The organism is Kitasatospora sp. NPDC042419 (assembly GCF_056437345.1).
In genome coordinates, this window is sequence record NZ_JBWKAW010000023.1 from 69,203 (window position 1) to 89,217 (window position 20,015).

The window sequence follows — 20,015 nt, forward strand, 5'->3', positions numbered from 1 at the left end:
CGGCCCGGTGCCGGCCGTGCCGCCGTCGGCGCCCTCCTGGACGGGGGCGCCGACGGCGGTGACCGGCCGGCCACCGGGGTTCACTCCGGCGTGCTGATCCGGCGGCCGTCGCGGGCGGCGTACAGGGTGAGCGCCTCCACCGGGCAGAAGTCGACCGCCTCGGTCAGCTCCGGCGTCAGCGGCTCGCCGTCGAGGCCCTCGGGCAGGTCGCCGGCGAACTCCCCGGCGAACTCGGTGGCGAACGCCCCGGCGAGGCCGCCGTCGGTGTCCGCGAACGGCCCGTTGAGCGGCTGGGCGACGCCGTCGGCGCCGAGCGCCAGGGAGCCGGGCGCGGTGTGCGCGCACATGGCCGAGCCGATGCACCGGTCCCGGTTCACCCGGACCACCACCATGGGGTCGGCCGCCGCAGCGACCTCTCCGGCGACGTCGGGGGCGACCCCGCGGCCGACCCCGTGGCCGACGTTGGGGGCGACGTCGGGGGCGGCGTCCGGGGCTGCGACCGTCCGCACGTCCGGCCCGGTGCCCGGACGACCGGCGGCCGTCACCAGGAGACCTGGAGGCTCTGCGGGCTGCGGGTCAGCAGACCGCGCCGCCAGTCGATGGCGCCCGCCGGCTCGGTGAGCCGCAGGGCCGGGAGCCGACGGGCCAGCCGGTGCAGGGCCAGCTCCAGCTCCATCCGGGCCAGCCAGGCGCCCAGGCAGTGGTGCGGACCGGCGCCGAAGGTGAGCATCGGCCCGGCGAGCGGGGAGAACAGCTCGGTCAGCAGGTCACCGGTGAACACCTCGGGATCGGTGTTGGCGGCGTCGGTGCTGGCGGCGACCACGCTGCCGGCGGGGATCAGCACGCCGCCGACCTCCACGTCCTCGACGGCCCGCCGCAGCAGGCCGGGCAGGACGTCGGCGTCCCCGAGCGGGACGGCGCGCAGCAGCTGTTCGGTGGCGGCGGCCGCGCTCCGCTCGTCCGAGGCGAGCTGCCCCCAGGCGTCCCGGCCGTCGCCGAGCAGGTAGACGACGGCGTTGCCGAGGGAGGTCATGGTGGTCTCGTGGCCGGCCACCACGAGGCCGATCACCAGCGAGACCAGCTGCTCCTCGGTGATCCCGGGGGTCTCGGCGGCGGCCGCGAGCAGGCCGCTCACCAGGTCGTCCCCGGGCGCGGCGCGGCGTTCGGCGATGAGTTCGGCGCCGAAGCCGGCGAACTCGGCCATGGCGGTCCGGATCGCCTCCGCCGAGTAGGCGGAGGTGGAGAGGGCGTGGTCGCTCCAGTGCACGAGGCGCTTGCCGTCGAGGCCGTCCAGGCCCATCAGACGGCTGATCACGGCGACCGGCAGCGGACGGGTGTAGCCGGCGACGATGTCGGCGGGCGAGCCCTGGTCGATCAGCTCGTTGAGCAGGCCCTCGATCACCGAGGCCACCCACGGCCGCCAGCGGGCTATCGCGCGCGGGGTGAAGGCGCGCTGCACGGTGCGGCGCAGCCGCTGGTGCTCGGCGCCGTCGATGTTGAGCATGCTGGACGGGTCGTCGAGCAGGTTCGGGGTGCGGGAGACCGGCGGGGCGTCGGGCGCGTAGAGCGTGGACCGTCCCAGGCGCTGGTCGGTGAGCACCTGCCGGACGTCGGCGTGCCGGCTGATCAGCCAGACCGGGGTGCCGGTGGGCAGCGCGGCCAGCCTGGGCGGGCCGGGCGCGAGCAGGCGCAGGCAGTGCAGGGGCGGCAGCAGGGCCGCCGCGGTTCCGGGGTTCGGGGCGGTGCCGGTGCCGGCACGGGTGGCACTGTTCTCGGCGGACATCCGTACTCCAGACTCCAGGGCGGTGGCCGCGGTGCGGCGGCCGGACGGGGGGTGGATCCGGGCGGTGCGGGTGACGGCGGTGCTCGGGTGGCAGTGGTGCTCGGGCGACGGGGGATCGACGGCGGGGCGCGGGTGACGGGGCGACGGGAGGGTGACGGCGTGGCGGGTGACGGTGTGCCGGGTGGCCGGGGTCGGTTCGACCGTACGTGGGCGACGGGCCACAGTCAGCGATGATTCCAGCCAACGCCGGGGCGCCGAGAGCGTGGTGACGGGCGCTCGGAGGCGGGCACGCGCCCCCCCGCGGCGGGCCGCTGCCGGTCCTCGCCCGGCGTTCCCCGGTCGGCCGCTCCGGGACGGCCCCCGGACGGCCCCCGGACGGTCCGCGGATGGCCCCCGGCCGCGGTGAGCCGGATCACCAGGGCCGTTCCCCGGAACGCCGCCGGGCCGGACGATACGCTTCGTGGGCGAGTCGTCTGACTCGTTCGACGCAGGTCAAGCCGGTTGCAGAGTCGCACCGGCCGACGGAGGTGGAATTCGGATGGCCCAGCAGGTCAAGGCAGTCATCGCGCGCGCCAAGGGCGCGCCCGTCGAGGTGACGACGATCGTCGTCCCCGACCCCGGGCCGGGTGAGGCGGTGGTGCGGATCCAGGCCTGCGGCGTCTGCCACACCGATCTGCACTACCGCGAGGGCGGTATCAACGACGAGTTCCCGTTCCTGCTGGGCCACGAGGCGGCGGGCATCGTCGAGTCGGTCGGCGAGGGCGTCTCCGAGGTCGAGCCCGGCGACTTCGTGATCCTCAACTGGCGCGCGGTCTGCGGCCAGTGCCGCGCCTGCAAGCGCGGACGGGCCCAGTACTGTTTCAACACCCACAACGCCAAGCAGCGGATGACCCTGCTGGACGGCACCGAGCTGTCGCCGGCCCTGGGCATCGGCGCGTTCGCCGAGAAGACCCTGGTCGCCGCCGGCCAGTGCACCAAGGTGGACCCGGCCGCCGAGCCGGCCGTCGCGGGCCTGCTCGGCTGCGGCGTGATGGCGGGCATCGGTGCCGCGATCAACACCGGCAACGTCGGCCGGGGCGACACCGTCGCGGTCATCGGCTGCGGCGGCGTCGGCGGCGCGGCCGTGCTCGGTTCGCGGCTGGCCGGCGCGGGGAAGATCATCGCGGTGGACATCGACGACCGCAAGCTCGCCACCGCCGAGAAGCTCGGTGCCACCCACACCGTCAACTCGAAGAACACCGACCCGGTCGAGGCGATCCGCGAGCTCACCGGCGGCCACGGCGCGGACGTGGTCGTCGAGGCCGTCGGCCGGCCCGAGACGTACCGGCAGGCCTTCTACGCCCGGGACCTGGCCGGCACGGTCGTCCTGGTCGGCGTGCCGACGCCGGAGATGCAGCTGGAACTGCCGCTGCTGGACGTGTTCGGCCGGGGCGGCGCGCTGAAGTCCTCCTGGTACGGGGACTGCCTGCCCTCGCGGGACTTCCCGATGCTGATCGACCTCTACCTCCAGGGCCGCCTGGACCTGGGCGCGTTCGTCACCGAGACCATCGAACTCGACGCGGTGGAGCAGGCGTTCGAGCGCATGCACCACGGTGACGTGCTCCGTTCGGTGGTGGTCCTGTGAGCGGCCCGGCCCGGATCGACCGGCTGATCACCGCCGGCACCTTCGAACTCGACGGCGGCAGCTGGCAGGTGGAGAACAACGTCTGGATCGTCGGCGACGACGACGAGGCCGTGGTGATCGACGCGGCCCACGACGCCGCGGCCATCGAGGCGGCGCTCGGCGGGCGACGGCTGCTCGCCATCGTCTCCACCCACGCGCACAACGACCACATCGACGCCGCCCCCGCGCTCGCCGAGCGCACCGGCGCGCCGATCCTGCTGCACCCGGACGACCTGCCGCTGTGGAAGCTGACCCACCCCGACCGCCTCCCGGACGGCGAACTCGCCGACGGGCAGCGGATCGAGGTGGCGGGCACCACGCTCACCGTCCTCCACACGCCCGGCCACGCCCCGGGCGCGGTCTGCCTCCACGCCCCCGGCCTGGGCACGGTGTTCACCGGGGACACCCTCTTCCACGGTGGTCCGGGTGCCACGGGCCGGTCGTTCTCGCACTTCCCGACCATCATCGACTCGATCCGGGAGCGGCTGCTGACGCTGCCCGGGGAGACCGTGGTCCGGACCGGCCACGGCGACCCGACGACCATCGGCGCCGAGGCCCCGGCCCTCCCGGAGTGGATCGCCCGCGGGCACTGAGGCGGTCCGCGGGTACCGGGCGGTCCGCCCGGTGCACCGCGGTTCCCGCAGGCACCGAGGCGGTCCCGCACGCAGGGCCCGGCGCACCGGCCGCCGGGCCCCGCGACGTACGATCGCGGGCATGGCCCATGATCCGCACGCGCTCGACGACGCCTTCCTCGCCTTCTGGCGGGAGCGGCACATCTCCACACTGACCACCCTGCGGCCCGACGGGTCGCCGCACGTGGTGCCGGTGGGGGTGACGTACGAGCCGGAGGCGGGGATCGCCCGGGTGATCAGCAGCCGGACCAGCCGGAAGGTGCAGAACGTGTTGGCGGCCGGGGCGGCCGGCATGCGGGTGGCGGTCTGCCAGGTGGACCGGGCCCGCTGGTCGACGCTGGAGGGCGTGGCCGTGGTCCGCGACGAGCCGGCGGAGGTGGCCGAGGCGGAGCGCCGGTACGCCGAGCGGTACCGCGAGCCGAGGGTGAACCCGGACCGGGTGGTCGTCGAGATCACCGTCGACCGGGTGCTCGGCCGGGCCTGAGCCGGGCGCCGGGCGGCGTGACCGCCGCAGCCGCCCCCGTCACCGCCACCCTCCTGCCCCCGCCTCCTGCCTCCCGCCCCCTGCCTCCCGTCACCGGCCGGCGGCGGGTGGGCGTCCTTGTCGGGCCGACGGGCCGGGTGTCAAGCTGACCAGGCCGCCCCGGGGTGCATCCGGGGCCCCGGGCGCGGCTCCGGCCGCACCGCCCGCAGCGCCTGACGACGCCTCAGGAGGCCGCCCATGGAACGCGATCGCTGTCCCGTCCGGCTCGATCAGAGCGGCCGTGACATCCACGGCGAGGCCCGCCGGGTCCACCGGGACGGCCCGGTGGCGCAGGTGGAGCTCCCCGGCGGCGTCGCCGTGTGGTCGGTGGGCAGCCAGCAGCTTCTCAAGCAGCTGCTGGCCGATCCGAACGTCTCCAAGAGCGCCCGGCAGCACTGGACCACCTTCGCGGAGGGTGGGATACCCGCCGACTGGCCGCTGATGCTCTGGGTCGCCGTCGAGAGCATGTTCACCGCGTACGGCGCGGAGCACCGACGGCTGCGCCGCCTGGTGGCCGGCGCCTTCACCGCCCGGCGCACCGAGGCACTGCGTCCGCGCGTCGAGGCGATCATCACCGGACTGCTCGACGACCTGGCCGCCGTCGCCGAGCCCGGACGGGCCGTCGACCTGCGCGAGGGCTACGCCTATCCGGTGCCGATCCAGGTGATCTGCGAGCTCTTCGGGGTGCCGGACCACCTGCACGAGGGTCTGCGGAGGTGCGTGGACGGCTTCTTCGACACCACCATCACCCCCGAGGCCGCCCACGCCAACGGCGAGCGGGTGTACGAGATCCTCTCCGAGCTGGTCGCGATCAAGCGCAAGCAGCCGGCCGACGACCTGACCAGCGGGCTGATCGCCGCCCGTGACGCGGAGGGGGACGGCGGCTCGCTCACCGAACAGGAGCTGCTGGACACCCTGTTGCTGGTCCTCAGTGCCGGGCACGAGACCACGGTCAACCTGCTGGACAACGCCGTCCACCTGCTGCTGACCCACCCCGCGCAGCTGGAGCTGGTCAGGTCCGGCCAGGCGGGGTGGAACGACGTGATCGAGGAGACCCTGCGGGTGCAGTCCCCCGTGGCCAACCTGCCGCTGCGCTACGCGGTGGAGGACGTCCGCGCGGGTGAGGTGCTGATCCGCCGGGGCGAGCCGATCCTGGCCGCGCTCGCCGCCGCCGGGCGGGACCCCGAGGTGCACGGCGCCGACGCCGGTGTCTTCGACCTGCGGCGCGCGAACAAGGACCACGTGGCCTTCGGGCACGGCGCGCACTTCTGCCTGGGCGCGCCGCTCGCCCGGATGGAGGCGCAGATCGCACTGCCGGCGCTGTTCGAACGGTTCCCGGACCTGGCGCTGGCGGCGGGGGCGGACCTGACGCCGGTGGAGTCGTTCATCTCCAACGGGCACCGGCACCTGCCGGTGGTGCTGATCCCGGCGAGCCGGGGCGAGGGCGCGGGCGAGGATACGGGCGCGGGCGAGGGCTGACGCGCCAGGGGCCTGAAACGGGCCGGCGCGGTCGGCGGGGGCCGGCCGCCCGCCCGCGCCGACTGCGGGTGTGGCACGTGTGGCGGGTGTTTATCGCGCGTTGATCGCCGTCGCCTAACGTCGGGGCATGAACGAGGGAACGACGGGGGACCAGGGCGTGCGGGCCCTGGCCGAGGGCCGGATGACGGCCGAGGACGCCGACCGGTTCCGGGTGCTGCTGGCCCGGCTGGAGGACTCGCTGGCGGCCGACCGGCACGCGGCGGGCGGCGGAGCGGCGGCCCGGGATGCCTGACGGCGGCGGCGCCCGCACCCGCGGGGCCGAGGTGCTGCCGCTCTGGGTACGCGGGCCGGAGCACGCCCGGGAGGAGCGGTGGGAGCCGGCGGGGGCCGGCGCCGCCGGACCGGCTCCGGGTGCGGCACCGGCCGGACGGCCCGGCGAGGGCGGCTACTTCACGAAGCGGACCTCGGGGTAGGCGCGCGACGGTCCGTCGAGCAGGTGGCTCGGCCGGCCGCGCAGGTGCCGGTCGAAGAACGCGCCGAGGTAGGCGCGGGTGGCGGCCAGGGCGCGGGTGCCGCGGATCGTGCCGAAGTCGGTCCGGACGACCTTGGGCGGCAGCCGGTCGCGCACCCCGAACGCGTCGATCTCCCAGTTGGCGTCGGAGAACGAGAGGTGCCCGCCCTCGGGCAGGTCCAGCCAGCGCCGCCAGCCGCCGAGCCGGTTCCAGGAGTCCTCCCAGTTGGCCGTGGACTCGGGCGAGCCGCCGAGCTGGGCGCCGAGCAGCAGGACCGGCCGGGAGTCGTCCGCGGGCGGGACGAAGACGGTGCCGTCGAGGTTGGCCGCGGCCCGGATCCGGTCGTCCTGGCGCATCGCCTCCAGGGCGCCGGCCCCGCCGATCGAGTGGCCGGCGGCGCCGATCCGCTTCCGGTCGACGGTGAGGCCGGGCACCGGACCGCCGCCGGGGGCGGTGAACCGGTCGATGACGAAGCGGAGGTCGAGGGCCCGGCTGCGGGAGACCCCCACCCCGAAGGCCCACGGGTCCTCGGGGTCGCCGCAGATCAGGCACGGCTCGATCCGGCCGTCGGGGAACTGCACCGCGGTCTCGTAGGTGTGGTCGACGGTGGCGACGGCGTAGCCGCGGGAGGCGAGGTCCTCGGACAGGGCGGTGAGCGAGGTGCGGCTCATGCCGAAGCCGGGGGAGAGCACGACCAGGGGCAGGCGCCCGGGAACGGGCCGCGCGTCGGCCAGGGCGTTGGTCCGCACGGTGCTCGCGTCGAACAGGTCCGGGTACAGGGCTTGGGACAACTCCGGTGACAGGTAGGGCGGGTGGCTGCCGTGGGCGGATCGGGCCGGGTGCCGGACGGTGACCATCAGCTCGCGTGACGGCGTGCCGGCCCGCCACGGGTCGGGTCGGCTCTCGTCCACCAGGTGGACGGTGGTGGCCCCGACCGGCAGGTGGGAGGTCGGGGCGGGGACCCGGGGTGCGCGGGTGGCCCGCGAGGCGTTGCCGGAGCTGGAGTCGGAACCGGAACCGGAGCCGGAGCCGGCGACCGTGCCCGAATCGGAGTCGGCGGCGGAGTCGGAACCGGAACCGGAGTCGGAGCCGGCGGAGGGAGCCGGGGGAGAGGGTGCCGCCGCGGCGGCCGGCCCGGCGAGGGTCAGCAGCAGGGCGACGGGAAGGCCGAGCATGGCGGCGGAACGCCACCGCGTGGTCTTGGACATGACGCCACGTTAGATCCGTGCGCCCGGGTGGCACGTCGCTCCACCGGGGGACGGCGGCTACGCCGGGAGGCGGACCCGGCGCGGCCGCCCGTACGCCGGAGGGCCGGTGCCGGGTCCACCTGTGGTGGGGGGCGGCGGGTTCCGGGCGCCCGGAGCTCAGCAGTTGCAGCCGCAGTCGCACCCGTCGCAGCCGCAGTCCGAGCAGCAGCCGCTGTTCTCCCCGCAGCACTGGCAGCAGTCGCAGCAGTCACCGCAGTTGGAGCAGTCGCACTGGTGGCACCAGCCCTCGCGGCGCTCGCGGGAGAACGGGTCCTCGTGCTCGCAGCAGAGCAGCTGGCAGGTGCAGGCCATCAGGGCCCACATGGCGCAGCCGGCCAGCAGGTTGCGGCGGTTCGGCGGCGGGGCGCCGGGCGGGGTGAAGCCCGGGCCCTGCGGTATCCAGGGCGGGACCGGTGCGCCGGGCTCCTGCGGTGGGGCGTGGTTCGGGTCGTGGCGGGGCGGCGTCTGGTACGGGTTGGCGGCGAGGGGCGAGGCGGTGCGGGTGCCTGCACCGCTGCCGCTGCCGGTCCCGGCACCGGCCCTGGTGCGGCAGGCGGCGGTGTGGGCGGCCGGGCCGAAGACCCGCTCGACGGCGCGCTCGGTCTCGTGGGCGAGCAGGATGTGCACCAGCGTGCGGTCGGTCAGTTCGACCTCGCGCAGCGCGAGGCGGATGCCGTGCACGGCGTCGCGGCAGAGGCGTTCGGCCTCGGCGCGGTCGGTGCCGGTGGCGGTGAGCGGGTTCCAGGCGCCGCTCGCGGTGTCGGCGGCCTGGTCCTCGGCGGCGTCCAGCAGGTGCGCCAGCCGGCCGAACAGCCGCCCGGCCTCGGCCAGCGGTGCGGCGTTGCCGGGCCGGCCGGCCAGGACGGCGGTGTGCGCGAAGGCGGCGGCAGTGGCGCTCTCGGTGGGCTCGGTGACCAGCAGGACGGACCCGCCGGCCGGCAGCCCGCGCTCCAGCTCGGCCTGGCGGGCGGCCGCGTCGAGGAGGACGGCGGTGTCGAATCCGACCACCGAGGCGCTTCCGGCGCTCTGTCGGTCCCAGCGCCGGGTCACCGCGCGGGCCCCGGCGGCGACCGGGCGGCGGGCGAAGACGCCGTCCCGGTCCTCCACGTGGTCGCGGATCTTCACCGAGGCGAGGGCCAGCGAGACGGCGGCGGCCAGCCGGGCGCCCTCGCCCTTGGCCACCGACGCGGTCCGCATGCCGCGCAGCGGGCACGGGCCGGCCGTCCGACGGCCGCCGGTGTCGTCGGCGGCGGCCTGTGCCTCGACCAGCACCGAGATGATCAGGCCGTCGTAGTTGGTGGCGGTCCGGGCCAGTTGCCCGTGGTCGTCCCGCAGGGCGAGGCAGAGCCCGCAGAGGTGGGCCATCCAGGTGGCCTGCAGCCGTTCGGACAGCCGGTGCCGACACGGTCTGATGATGCCGAACATTCTGATCCCCCGTGGTCCGCGTGGGCCGTCCGGCCCGTGGTCGCGGACATCATATGATCGGCGGCCGGTGAGGCTGAAGGCCAGGTCGGCCGAGGTGCCACTAGCCCGGCGGTCCACCGTGCCACTGGCGCCACTGGCGCCACTGGCGCCACTGACACCACCGCCGCCACCGCCACGGCCGCCCACCGGTACCACCGGCCGGGGCGGCGGAGCCGTCCGCTTCCACCGCCCCGCCCCGGCGGCCTACTTGCAGAGCGCCGCGTCCACGTCCGCGGTGATGCGCGGCTTGGCCTCGACCGCCGGCACCGTCGTCACCGCGATGTTGACGGCCCGGCCGTCCTCGGTGACGCCCCCGCGGGTCACGTAGCCGGGGAGGGTGCCGCCGTGGCCCCAGTACAGGCCGCCGCACGACAGCGGGTAGCTGGCCAGGCCCAGCCCGTACCGGGCGCCCTCGCCGAGGTAGTCGGCGGGGACGGTCGTGCGCATCAGGGCGAGCAGGTCCGGGCCGATCAGGTCGCCCCCCAGCAGTGCCGAGTAGAACCGGTTGAGGTCGGTGTTGGTGGAGACCAGCGCCCCCGCCGCCCAGCCCCAGGACATGTCCTGGCCCGTGACGTCGGTGAGCGGGCCGCCGGGCGTCAGCCGGTCGTAGCCCTTGGGGTGGGCCTCGTGCACGGTGGTGTCCCCGGGGGTGGGGAAGTAGGTGTGCCGCAGGCCGATCCGGTCGATGACGCGGCGGGTGATCTCCTCGCCCACCGGCCGGCCGGTGATCTTCTGGATGATCAGCCCGGCGACCAGGTAGCCGGTGTTGCTGTACTTCCAGCCGGTGCCCGGGGCGAAGTCGGCCTTGCGGGCGAGCGCGAGGTCGAGGAGGTCACGCGGCTCGTAGTACCGGTCCAGCCGGTCGCCCTCGATGTACTCGGTGTAGTTGGGCAGGCCGCTGGTGTGCTGGAGGAGCTCGCGGACGGTGATGTTCCGCCCGTCGATGCCGTCCCCGCGGAGCAGACCGGGCAGGTAGGTGTCGACGTGCTCGTCGAGCGCCACCCTGCCCTCGCCGACCAGCTGCAGCACGACCACGGCGGTGAAGGCCTTGGTGTTGCTGCCGACCCGCACCTGGCCGTCCACCGGCACCTTCGTCCGGGAGGCGAGATCGCCGACCCCGGCCGTGTAGTTGCGGGTCCGGCCGTCCCGGCCGGTGACGGAGGCCAGCGCCGCGGGCAGCCCGAAGTCCCGCACCAGGGAGTCGAGGCTCTTCTGGACGGCGTCCGGCCGCCGTGCGGAGCCCGAGACCGAGGTGGAGCCGGGGTCGTCCGCGGCCGACGGGCCGGCGGCGAAGGCCGCGGAGGGCGCCAGCGCACCTATCGCCAGTGCGCCCACGACGGCGGCCACCGCCGTCCGGCGCCGCCCGCCCGGTCGGCGGAGGGAGGACGACCGGTGCGGTGCGTGCTGCTCGTTCACGAAGGAGCTCCTGTCCCGTGGAGGGTTCCGGGGGTTTCCCGGGGTGCTTCCAGGGGACCATCCGCGGCCCGGGGAGGTCGTCCACGCACAGAACGAGACTGACGGCACGTCAGTGCACCCCTGGGCGTACGGGCCGGGGACCACGGGCCCCGCCCACCGGTCCGCCGCGGGGCGTACGCCACCCGCCCGGGCCGGTGCGGTGGCGCTGCCCGGCGGCCTCGGCACCGGGCCGCTCCGGGACCCCTCGGCCGCGTCCCGGATCCGGGATAGCATCACGGATATGGGAATCGAGACGGCCGCCGACGAGCGGCTGGCGGAGCGGCTGGCCGAGTTGCGGGTCGAACGCGGGTGGACGCTGGAGGAGCTGGCGCGGCGGGCGGACGTCAGCCGGTCGACGCTGTCGCGGGTCGAACGGGCGGAGGTCAGCCCGACGGCGGCACTGCTCGGGCGGCTCTGCGCCGTGTACGGGCGGACCATGTCGCGCCTGCTCGCCGAGGTGGAGTCGGCGCCCGCCCGCCTGGTGCGCGGCGAGGACCAGCTGGTCTGGCGGGACGAGGCGACCGGCTTCGTCCGGCGCTCGGTCTCGCCACCGCACGGCTCGCTGCGCGCCGAGATCGTGGAGGGACGGCTGCCGGCCGGCGCCGACATCGCCTACGACCGGCCCTCGGTGCCCGGCCTGGAGCACCATCTCTGGCTGCTGGAGGGCCGGTTGGAGCTGACCGTCGACGGGGAGGCCCAGCCGATGGAGGCCGGCGACTGCCTGCGGTTCGTCGCCGAGACCACCCGCTTCCGCTGCCCCGGCCCGGCGGACGCCCGGTACGTGCTGGTGGTGGTCGTCCCATGACGACGACCGCCGACGGCGCGATACCCGCGCCCCCGGTCAAGGAGCGGTTCGACGCGGCAGGCCGGCGCGTGCTGCTGGTCTGCGTCGCGGGCGGGTTCACCACCCTGCTCGACCAGTCGGTGCTCAACACCTCGATCCCCGCACTGCGCGAGTCGCTGCACGCCCAGCCCGCCCACCTGCAGTGGATCGTCGCCGGCTACTCCCTCGCCTTCGGGCTGGCGCTGATACCGGGCGGGCGGCTCGGCGACGTCAAGGGCCGCAAGTGGTTCTTCGTCTCCGGACTCGCCCTGTTCACCGTCGCCAGCCTGCTCTCCGCGACCGCCACCGAGCCGTGGCTGCTGGTCGCCGCCCGGCTGCTCCAGGGCGCGGGCGCGGGACTGGTCAACTCGCAGATGATCGGCACCCTCCAGGACGTGTTCGGCGGTCAGCTGCGGGCCCGCGCGCTCGGCCTGTACGCCGTCACCGGCGGGCTCGCCTTCGCGCTCGGCCCGCCCGTCGGCGGCGCGGTGCTGGCCGCCGTCGGGCCGGAGTACGGCTGGCGGCTGACCTTCCTGCTCAACGTCCCGTTCGGGCTGGCCACCGTACTGCTGGCCGCCCGCTACCTGCCCCGCCCGCGCCCCAGCGCCCGGCACGCCGACCTCGACCTGGTCGGGCTGCTGCTGGTCGCGGCGCTGACCCTCGCGCTGATGCTGCCGTTCGTCCAGCCGCCCGGCTGGACCGGCGGACTGGCGTTCGCCGCCGCGGCCGTGCTGCTGCTCGGCGCGCTGGCCTGGTGGCAGCGTCGCTACGCCCGGGCCGGCGGCCACCCGCTGATCCACCCGGCGCTGACCCGCTCGGCGCCGTACGCGCTCGGTACGGCGGTGGCGATGGCCCAGTTCGGCTCCTCGCTGGCGGCCGGGCTGGTGCTGACGATGTTCCTGCAGGACGGCCTCGGGCTGTCGCCGATGGGCGCGGCCCTGGTCTCGCTGCCCTCGGCGGTCGCCATGGGGTTCGCCTCGGCGTTCGCCTGGCGGGTGGTGCAGCGGTTCGGCCGGCGCACCGTCACCGCCGGGATGACCGGATCGGCGCTGGTGATGCTGGCCAGCGGTCTGGTCGCGCACTGGGCGCCGACCGGCTCGCTGCCGTGGCTGCTCGCGCTGCTCCAGCTGCTGGGCGGCGCGGCGGTCGGGGTGATGACGGCGACCAACCAGGCGTACGTGCTGCGCCACGCGCCGGCCGAGGCGGCCGGGGTGAGCGGGGCGATCCTGCAGATGGCGCAGCGGATCGCGGCCGCGGTCGGCATCTCCGCGCTCTCCGGCGTCTACCTGCGGGCGACGGGCGGGGGCGGCGGGCACCGGGCCGCGTACGCGTGGGCGACCGCGGTGTGTGCGGCGTTGGCCGGGCTGGCGGTGCTGGCGTCGGTGCTCGCGGGGCGGGCGACGGCGCGGGCCGGCGAGGTGAAGGCCGGCGAGGTGAGGAACGGCGAGGTGAGGAACGGCGAGGTGAAGGACGGGGAGGCGAAGGACGGCGAGGCGCGGGGCGGCGAGGCGGAGGCCGGTGCTGCGCGGTCCGGCGGTCCGGCGGAGGGGGCGAGCGGGGCGGCCGGGGCGGCGGGCCGGGGGCCGGAGGTGGGCTCGGCGTCCGGTCCGGCGCCGGGGGTTTGAGCGCTGGGCGAACGCCCGGCCGCGGTGGGCGGGGGAGTCGTACGGTGATCGGCATGACTGCTCACCGGATCGTCGAACTGCCGGAACTCTCCCTCGCCTACGGGGAGAGCGGCCCGGTCGACGGACCGCCGCTGGTGCTGCTGCACGCGCTCGGCGAGCGGGCCGCCGACTGGGACGACGTCCTGCCGGGCCTCGCCCCGCACCACCGCGTATTCGCGCTCGACCTGCGCGGCCACGGCGACAGCGGCCGGCCGGGCCGCTACGACCTGGAGTCGATGCGCGACGACGTGCTCGCCTTCCTGGACGCGCTGGGGCTGGAGCGGGTCGACCTGCTCGGCCACTCGATGGGCGGCGTGGTCGCCTACCTGGTCGCCCAGGAGCAGCCCGAGCGGGTCGCCCGGCTCGTGCTGGAGGACGTCCCGGCCCCGTACCCGCGCCCGGCGACCCCGGTGGCCGACGCGCCGGCCGGTCCGGTCGACTTCGACTGGGCGGTGGTGAAGGCGGTCAAGGGCCGGATCGACCGGCCGGACCCGCGCTGGCTGGAGCGGATGACGGCGATCACCGCCCCCACCCTGGTGGTGGCCGGCGGACCGGCCAGCCACGTCCCCCAGGACCGGATCGCGGAGCTGGTCCGGCTGCTCGCGGACGCGCGGCTGGTCACCGTCGAGGCCGGGCACCTGGTGCACCGGACCAGGCCGGCGGAGTTCGTCGCCGCGGTCGCGCCCTTCCTGGACCCCGCCGGCCGGCGGGTCTGACGGCCCGACGGTCGGCGGAGCGGGTCCGGGAGCAGGGTCAGGAGCGGGTCCGGGAGCAGGAGCGCGCGGGGCGCGGGGAGCGGGCGCGGGGGATGGTCAGACCCCGTGCTCGGCCTGGAGGCGGCCGGCCCGTATCGCCGTGACCAGCTCGGCGTGGTCCGCCTCGGTGCGGTCCGCGTACGCCACTGCGAACGCGGCGACCGCCTCGTCCAGCACCTCGTTCTTGCCGCAGTAGCCGCTGATCAGGCCGGGGTCCGCGGTGTGCGCGTGGGCCCGGGCCAGCAGGGCGCCGGTGATCCGGGCGTAGTCGTCCAGCTGGGCGGGCAGCAGCGCCGCCGGGTCCACGCTGCCCTTGCGGTTGCGGAACTGCCGCACCTGGTAGGGGAGCCCGTCGACGGTGGTCCAGCCGAGCAGGGTGTCGCTGACGACCTGCATGCGCTTCTGGCCGAGCACCACCCGGCGGCCCTCGTGGCTGTCCGGCGCCGTCACCGGGTAGCCCGCGCGGGCCAGGTGGGGCAGCAGCACGGACGGCCGCGCCTCCTTCACCTGGAGCACCAGCGGCTGGTCGCGGTGGTCGGTCAGCAGCACCACGTACGAGCGGGTGCCGACACTGCCGGTGCCCACCACCCGGAACGCCACGTCCTGCACCCGGTAGCGGGAGAGCAGCGGGTGCAGTTCGGCCGGCACCGTCCGCACGTACGGGCCGAGCGCGGTGGCGACGGCGGTGGCCGTGGCGTCCGGCACCTCGCTGAGCACCGGGGGCGCCGCCGTGAACCGCAGGCCGCCGTCCTCCGTCCGGACGGTGGACTTGGCTGCGAAGCGCGCGCTGGTGTTGCCGAGCGCCTTGGCGCCCACCCGCTCCAGGACCTCGGCGAGGTCGTGCGCCTGGGCGAACGGGACGAGCTGCTCGTCGGCGACGGCGTTCCAGGCGTCCAGCGCGGGCAGCTTGGCGAGCGTGCGCATGGTCCGGCGGTACGCGCCCGCCGCGTCGAACGCGGCCTTGCGGGCGGTCGTCTCGTCCGCGCCGACCTCGCGGCCGGCCAGCACCAGGCTGGTGGCGAGGCGCTTGAGGTCCCACTCCCACGGGCCGGGGACGGTCTCGTCGAAGTCGTTGATGTCCATCACCAGGTGGCCGCGGGCGTCGCCGTACAGGCCGAAGTTGGCGGCGTGCGCGTCACCGCACAGCTGGGCGGCTATCCCGCTGGTGGGGGTGGCCGCGAGGTCGGCGGCCATCAGGCCCGCCGAGCCGCGCAGGAAGGCGAACGGGGTGGCGGCCATCCGGCCGAGCCGGATCGGCACCAGGTCGCCGAGGCGGCCGGCGTTGGAGGCCTCGATCGCCTCGACGGCGCTCGGGCGGTCGTCGGAGGGGGCGAACTCGGAGTGCCGCTCGCGCGGGGTGCGGGTGCGCAGCTCCTTGCCGCGGTCGCGGGACCGGCCGTCCTGGCGCGGCGCGAAGCCCTCGACGGTGAACCGCCGGCCGTGGCCCCGCCCGGCGTCCGTCCCGTCCGCCGGCACGCCGGACCCGTTCACCGCATCGGTCAGCTGTGTCACTGTGCCCCGCCCTGTTCTCCGTCGTTCCCGCCCGCGACCCGCGCGGACCCGGTCCCACGCGGACCGGCCAGCAGGCTACCGGGCCGCAGCCGCGACCCGCCGGGAGGGAGGGACGCGGGGCGGGGAGGAGTTGGTTCCGGGGTGCCGCGCGGAGGACGGCCGGAGCCGGTGCGGGTCGGCGCAGGTCGGCGGGGGCGGGGCCGTCCTCCCTGGCGCCGCCCGCCCGCCCGCCGGCCCGCCGGCCGGCCGGCTCCGTCGTCGATGGCGTCCAGGACGTCGCGCAGGTCGACGAACTCGAACCCGGTGGCCGCGGTGGTGCGGGTGCCCACGGGGCCGGTGGGACGGCAGGTCCGGCCCGCCGTCTCATCCTCCGGGGAGCAGCCGGGCGCCGACGTCCGGGAGCTTGCTCCACCAGTTGTCGTAACGGCGGTAGACGGCGGGCTCGCGGTCGGCGAGGAACGCCGTCAGCGACCGGGCCTCGGCGGCGAGTCCCTCCCAGACGTCGTCCGGCAGTTCGTGGAAGGCGCTCACCTCGATCCCCCCTCCGGCCGGGCGCCACACGCCGGCGACGTACCCGTCGACCAGCACGGTCGGCAGCACGTCGCCGTTCCTGCGGATGACGAGCGTGCGGTACTCGGGCGGGATGATCCGGCTGCGGTCGGAGTAGGCCAGCAGGACGCTGTCCCACATGGCCATCAGCCGGGGCGGTGCCGGCGTGTCCCCGTCCGGGCGCGGCGCCCCGGGGACGTCGAACAGTTCCTCGCCGTCCGGCCCCTCCGACCGCACCAGCCCACCGGCCATCGCCTGGAGGGCCGTCCTGGCCCTGGACCGCTGGACCAGCGCGAACTGGGCGACGTCCGCCACCGAGGCCGGTCCGAACCCTTCGAGGTAGCGCCGGACGAGCGTCTGCAGGGAGGCCGCGGCCGCCTCCGGGTCGGCGAGCGCCGGCCGGACCGGGGGAGCGACGTACGAGGGGCGGTGGCCGAACGACCACGGGTGTGCGGTCGGGGCGTGCAGCAGCGGCGTGAGGTGCCGCAGCCCCCACCACGCTCCGGGCTGCGGCGGGGCGCCCAGCCGCTGCTCCAGCCACGCCTCGCACTCCGGGCCGGTCCGGGGCAGGTCGGTGAAGGCCAGGAGTTCCGGGACCAGCACGGCGGCGTCCTCGGCGGTCAGCCCCGACGCGGTGAAGCGGTCGCCGAGCCTGGAGGCGCGCAGCGTCGGATCCACCGCCTCGCGGAAGGCCCGGTGGTCGTCGGCGTGGACGGCGTGCAGGGTGATCCGCATCAGGGTGGACTTGACGACGCTGCGGCCGGTGAAGGCGGCGTCGAGGTCGGCCGGGTCGAAGCCGGTGAGCCGGTTCCACAGCGCGAGGTAGGGCGACGCGGCCTGCTGGGCCTGGAGCGCGACCACGCGCCGCACTCCCTCGACGGCGTCGAGCGGCTCCCGCCGCAGCAGCAACTGCCGGGCGAGCGTGGAGCGGTTGAGCTCCCGTGCGGTGGTTCCCATGCGGTGGCCGTCCCGTCCCTCGTGTCCTGCGTGTCCCGCGTGTCCTGGACCCGGGCGGCGGCGTTCGCGGAGCCCCCCGGCCGTCGGACTAGGGTACCGGGATGGATGATCTTCGAGGGTGGGGCGCCGTGCGCGCGTGGGCAGGGGCGGCGGCGGTGGTGACGGTGGCGGCCGGGCTGGGGGTGCGGGCCGTGGCCGGCGGTGAGGCAGCCAAGTACGCGGGGGACGCGCTGTACACGGTGCTGGTGTACGCGCTGGTGGTGTTCCTCGCCCCGCGGCTGCGCCCGGCGGCGGTCGCGGCCTGGGCGGCCGGGCTGAGCTGGGCCGTCGAACTGTTCCAGCTCACCGGCGTCCCGGACGACCTGGCCCGCCGTAGTGCGCTCGCCCGGCTGGTGCTCGGGTCCACCTTCAACGCGCCGGACCTGGTCTGGTACCTGGTCGGCGCAGGCGTGGCCGCCCTCGTACACGCCTGGGCGAGGGCTCGGGCGAGGGCTCGGGCGGCGGCGCGGGCGGCGGCGAGGGCGGCGGCGAGGGTGGCCGGGCCGGCCGGCCGACGGGCCTGAGCGCCCGGGGACGTGGGACGGGCGCCGGCTCGGGGCCGTCGGCGGTTCCGACGGCCCCGGGCCGCAGAGGGGTTCCCCCGGCGGCCCGGCAGGCGGGGCCGGTCGCCTGACGAGTCGTCAGAGGGGCATCAGCTCGGGCCGCTTGGCCTCGACGTGGTCCCCGGAGGACTCGCCGCGCAGGCGGCGGCCGACCCAGGGGATCAGGTACTCGCGGGCCCACTGCAGGTTCTCCCGGCGCTGCTCGGCGGGGGAGAGGACGGGCACGGTCGGCCACGGGGCCTCCGGGTCCTGCTCGGTGCGCAGGCCCAGCGAACGGGCGGCCAGCAGGGCGACCCGCTGGTGGCCCTCCGGGGAGAGGTGCAGGCGGTCCTCGCTCCAGGCGCGGCGGTCCTGGACGGCGCGGAGCGACCAGAGGTCCGCCACCTTGCAGCCCTGCCGGTCGGCGACGGCCCGCATGTGGCTGTTGTAGGTGGCGATCTTGCCGCGGAGGTGCTTCAGCAGCGGCACCCCCCGGGTGTCGAAGCCGGTGCAGATGAGTACGGTGCCCGCCGCCTCGGCGAGTTGGACCACGGCGGCCTCGAACCGCTCGGCCACCTCGTCCGGGTCGCTGCCGGGGCGCAGGATGTCGTTGCCGCCGGCGCAGAAGGTGACCAGGTCAGGCCGGATGCGCCGGACCTGCGGCACCTGCTCGGCCACGATCTGGTCGAGCAGTCGGCCGCGCACCGCGAGGTTGGCGTATTGGAAGCCGCCCGGCGGACGCCCGTCGGCGAGCAGGCCGGCGAGCCGGTCGGCCCAGCCGGCGAAGGCACCGCCGACGCCGGGGTCGTTCAGGCCTTCGGTGAAGCTGTCCCCGAGGGCCACGTACGAACTGAGGTCAAGAGTCTCCTGGAGGTTCGGCATGAAAGAGATAGTTCACTGTCTCAAGTGACCTACGCCACCGTAGGTGGGCGGTTGCGGCACGTGAGATCGGCCACGTACGGTCCGCGTGCCCGTCCGAGGGCGGGTGAGGGGTGGCGGACGGGTCCGTCGGGTGATCGGGGACCCCCTTGACGTCCGGTCAGCGCGCGGGCGGGAGCGCCCGGTTGCGGAGGTCGCGGGACCGCGTCCCCCTTCCGGACTCCGGCCCGCCGTGGCGGTCCCGGACGGGCCCGGCCGCCCGGCCGGGCCCGTCGGAGGGGCCGCACCGCGTCCGGCGGAGCAGGGCACGTGCGCTCCCCGTGCGCCGGAGGACGCGCCGGGGGACGCGCCGGGTGCGCGGGGGGTTGCGTCGCCCGGAGCGCCCGCGCGGGTGTGCCAACGGGGCTGCCCGGGCAGCCGCCCTCTGGACCGCGGGTGCGCACCGCGCGCCTCGCCGAACGGCGCCTCCGGCAGCCACCATCCGCACCGGGCGCCGAGCGCCCCGCACCGAGCACCTGCACCCCGCACCGCGTACCGAGCACCCGTACCGCCTACCGCCTACCGCGTACCGAGCACCGAGCACCGTGCACCCGCACCGCGTACCGAGCATCCCGAACCCTCATCCCCGGACGGCGGAGGTCGCCGCATGCCGAACCGAACCCCGGAGCGCGCCGCGAGGCCGCGGCGCTACCTGATGTGCCGGCCGACGTACTTCACCGTCGACTACGTGATCAACCCCTGGATGGACCCGTCGCAGCCCACCGACACCGCCCTCGCGGTCCTCCAGTGGGAGCGGCTCCGCGCGCTCTACCAGCGGCTCGGCCACACCGTCGAGCTGATCGAGCCGCTGCCCGGCCTGCCCGACATGGTCTACACCGCCAACGGGGCGACCGTGCTCGGCGGCCGGGCGCTGGTCGCCACCTTCCGGCACCCCGAGCGGGCCGGCGAGTCCGACGCCCACGAGGCGTGGTTCCAGGCCGGCGGCTACCGCGAGGTGCGGCGGGCCGGGCACGTCAACGAGGGCGAGGGCGACCACCTGGTGGCCGGCCGCCGGGTGCTGGCCGGCACGGGCTTCCGCACCGACCCGGCCGCGCACGCCGAGGTCCGGGCCCTCTTCGGCGTGCAGGTGCTCAGCCTGACCCTGGTCGACCCGCGCTTCTACCACCTGGACACCGCGCTCGCCGTCCTCGACGACGACCAGGTCATGTACTACCCGGACGCCTTCACCCCGGACAGTCAGGCGCTGCTGCGCAGCCTCTACCCGGACGCGATCCTCGCGGACCGGGCCGACGCCGAGGTGTTCGGGCTGAACGCCGTCTCGGACGGCCGGCGGGTACTGCTGCCGGAGGCGGCCAAGGCGCTGGCCGCCCGGCTGGCCGAGCACGGGTACGAGCCGGTGCCGGTGGACGTCTCCGAGCTGCTCAAGGGCGGCGGCGGTCCCAAGTGCTGCACCCTGGAGCTGCGCCAGGCCTGAACGGGGACGCCGCCGGGGCCGGGACGGGCCAGGACGGGTCGGGCCGGGCTGCGTAGCCCGGCC

General features: G+C 76.0%; 18 protein-coding genes. 10 read left to right on the forward strand and 8 right to left on the reverse strand.

What is annotated here, in order from left to right:
* Positions 1 to 80: 80 nt before the first annotated feature.
* The gene (locus AC067J_RS32125; RefSeq protein WP_478305208.1) at positions 81 to 545 is read right to left on the reverse strand and encodes a ferredoxin; all 465 of its coding nucleotides are present in this window, start codon (positions 543 to 545) and stop codon (positions 81 to 83) included.
* Positions 542 to 2,005 (reverse strand): cytochrome P450, encoded by a 1,464-nt coding sequence (locus tag AC067J_RS32130; RefSeq protein ID WP_478305210.1) that lies wholly within the window; start codon positions 2,003 to 2,005, stop codon positions 542 to 544. Before AC067J_RS32130 ends, AC067J_RS32125 begins: the two co-directional genes overlap by 4 nt.
* A 316-nt stretch (positions 2,006 to 2,321) precedes the next feature.
* Between AC067J_RS32130 and AC067J_RS32135 the strand changes: the two genes are divergently transcribed.
* The 5 genes from AC067J_RS32135 (at position 2,322) to AC067J_RS32155 (ending at position 6,372) form a co-directional block, all read left to right on the forward strand.
* Positions 2,322 to 3,407 (forward strand): S-(hydroxymethyl)mycothiol dehydrogenase, encoded by a 1,086-nt coding sequence (locus AC067J_RS32135; protein ID WP_478305212.1) that lies wholly within the window; start codon positions 2,322 to 2,324, stop codon positions 3,405 to 3,407.
* On the forward strand, positions 3,404 to 4,039 hold the full coding sequence (locus AC067J_RS32140) for an MBL fold metallo-hydrolase (RefSeq protein WP_478305214.1): 636 nt from the start codon (positions 3,404 to 3,406) through the stop codon (positions 4,037 to 4,039). Before AC067J_RS32135 ends, AC067J_RS32140 begins: the two co-directional genes overlap by 4 nt.
* 121 nt (positions 4,040 to 4,160) lie before the next feature.
* On the forward strand, positions 4,161 to 4,562 hold the full coding sequence (locus AC067J_RS32145) for a pyridoxamine 5'-phosphate oxidase family protein (RefSeq protein ID WP_478305216.1): 402 nt from the start codon (positions 4,161 to 4,163) through the stop codon (positions 4,560 to 4,562).
* A gap of 237 nt (positions 4,563 to 4,799) precedes the next feature.
* Complete coding sequence (locus tag AC067J_RS32150) at positions 4,800 to 6,080, forward strand: cytochrome P450 family protein (protein WP_478305218.1); 1,281 nt, start codon at positions 4,800 to 4,802, stop codon at positions 6,078 to 6,080.
* Positions 6,081 to 6,207: 127 nt separating this feature from the next.
* Positions 6,208 to 6,372, forward strand: a complete 165-nt coding sequence (locus tag AC067J_RS32155; protein WP_478305220.1) for a hypothetical protein — start codon at positions 6,208 to 6,210, stop codon at positions 6,370 to 6,372.
* Positions 6,373 to 6,525: 153 nt separating this feature from the next.
* On the opposite strand, the gene AC067J_RS32160 is transcribed toward AC067J_RS32155, so the two are convergent.
* The 3 genes from AC067J_RS32160 to AC067J_RS32170 all read right to left on the reverse strand — a co-directional run bounded on the left by AC067J_RS32160 (position 6,526) and on the right by AC067J_RS32170 (position 10,719).
* Positions 6,526 to 7,800, reverse strand: coding sequence for an alpha/beta hydrolase family protein (locus AC067J_RS32160; protein WP_478305222.1), 1,275 nt, complete (start codon positions 7,798 to 7,800; stop codon positions 6,526 to 6,528).
* Positions 7,801 to 7,956: 156 nt separating this feature from the next.
* Positions 7,957 to 9,264 (reverse strand): DUF5685 family protein, encoded by a 1,308-nt coding sequence (locus tag AC067J_RS32165; RefSeq protein ID WP_478305224.1) that lies wholly within the window; start codon positions 9,262 to 9,264, stop codon positions 7,957 to 7,959.
* Between the two features lie 243 nt (positions 9,265 to 9,507).
* The gene (locus AC067J_RS32170) at positions 9,508 to 10,719 is read right to left on the reverse strand and encodes a serine hydrolase domain-containing protein (protein ID WP_478305226.1); all 1,212 of its coding nucleotides are present in this window, start codon (positions 10,717 to 10,719) and stop codon (positions 9,508 to 9,510) included.
* Between the two features lie 280 nt (positions 10,720 to 10,999).
* Here AC067J_RS32170 and AC067J_RS32175 point away from each other — a divergent pair, with 280 nt between their 5' ends.
* From AC067J_RS32175 to AC067J_RS32185, 3 genes are read left to right on the forward strand one after another with little or no spacing between them, the layout of a single operon-like run.
* On the forward strand, positions 11,000 to 11,563 hold the full coding sequence (locus AC067J_RS32175; RefSeq protein ID WP_478305228.1) for a helix-turn-helix domain-containing protein: 564 nt from the start codon (positions 11,000 to 11,002) through the stop codon (positions 11,561 to 11,563).
* The gene (locus AC067J_RS32180; RefSeq protein ID WP_478305230.1) at positions 11,560 to 13,206 is read left to right on the forward strand and encodes an MFS transporter; all 1,647 of its coding nucleotides are present in this window, start codon (positions 11,560 to 11,562) and stop codon (positions 13,204 to 13,206) included. Before AC067J_RS32175 ends, AC067J_RS32180 begins: the two co-directional genes overlap by 4 nt.
* Before the next feature lie 53 nt (positions 13,207 to 13,259).
* Positions 13,260 to 13,961, forward strand: a complete 702-nt coding sequence (locus AC067J_RS32185; protein ID WP_478305232.1) for an alpha/beta fold hydrolase — start codon at positions 13,260 to 13,262, stop codon at positions 13,959 to 13,961.
* A gap of 96 nt (positions 13,962 to 14,057) precedes the next feature.
* On the opposite strand, the gene AC067J_RS32190 is transcribed toward AC067J_RS32185, so the two are convergent.
* A complete protein-coding gene (locus AC067J_RS32190; protein WP_478305322.1) occupies positions 14,058 to 15,503 on the reverse strand; it encodes a DUF2252 domain-containing protein in 1,446 nt (481 codons plus the stop codon).
* 372 nt (positions 15,504 to 15,875) lie between these two features.
* Positions 15,876 to 17,018, reverse strand: coding sequence for a winged helix DNA-binding domain-containing protein (locus AC067J_RS32195; RefSeq protein ID WP_478305234.1), 1,143 nt, complete (start codon positions 17,016 to 17,018; stop codon positions 15,876 to 15,878).
* A gap of 101 nt (positions 17,019 to 17,119) precedes the next feature.
* Between AC067J_RS32195 and AC067J_RS32200 the strand changes: the two genes are divergently transcribed.
* Positions 17,120 to 17,581, forward strand: a complete 462-nt coding sequence (locus tag AC067J_RS32200) for a ribosomal maturation YjgA family protein (RefSeq protein ID WP_478305236.1) — start codon at positions 17,120 to 17,122, stop codon at positions 17,579 to 17,581.
* Positions 17,582 to 17,698: 117 nt separating this feature from the next.
* On the opposite strand, the gene AC067J_RS32205 is transcribed toward AC067J_RS32200, so the two are convergent.
* On the reverse strand, positions 17,699 to 18,481 hold the full coding sequence (locus AC067J_RS32205) for an SGNH/GDSL hydrolase family protein (RefSeq protein WP_478305238.1): 783 nt from the start codon (positions 18,479 to 18,481) through the stop codon (positions 17,699 to 17,701).
* 643 nt (positions 18,482 to 19,124) lie between these two features.
* On the opposite strand from AC067J_RS32205, the gene ddaH reads away from it, so the two are divergent.
* Positions 19,125 to 19,952, forward strand: a complete 828-nt coding sequence (gene ddaH / locus AC067J_RS32210) for a dimethylargininase (protein ID WP_478305240.1) — start codon at positions 19,125 to 19,127, stop codon at positions 19,950 to 19,952.
* Positions 19,953 to 20,015 lie beyond the last annotated feature (63 nt).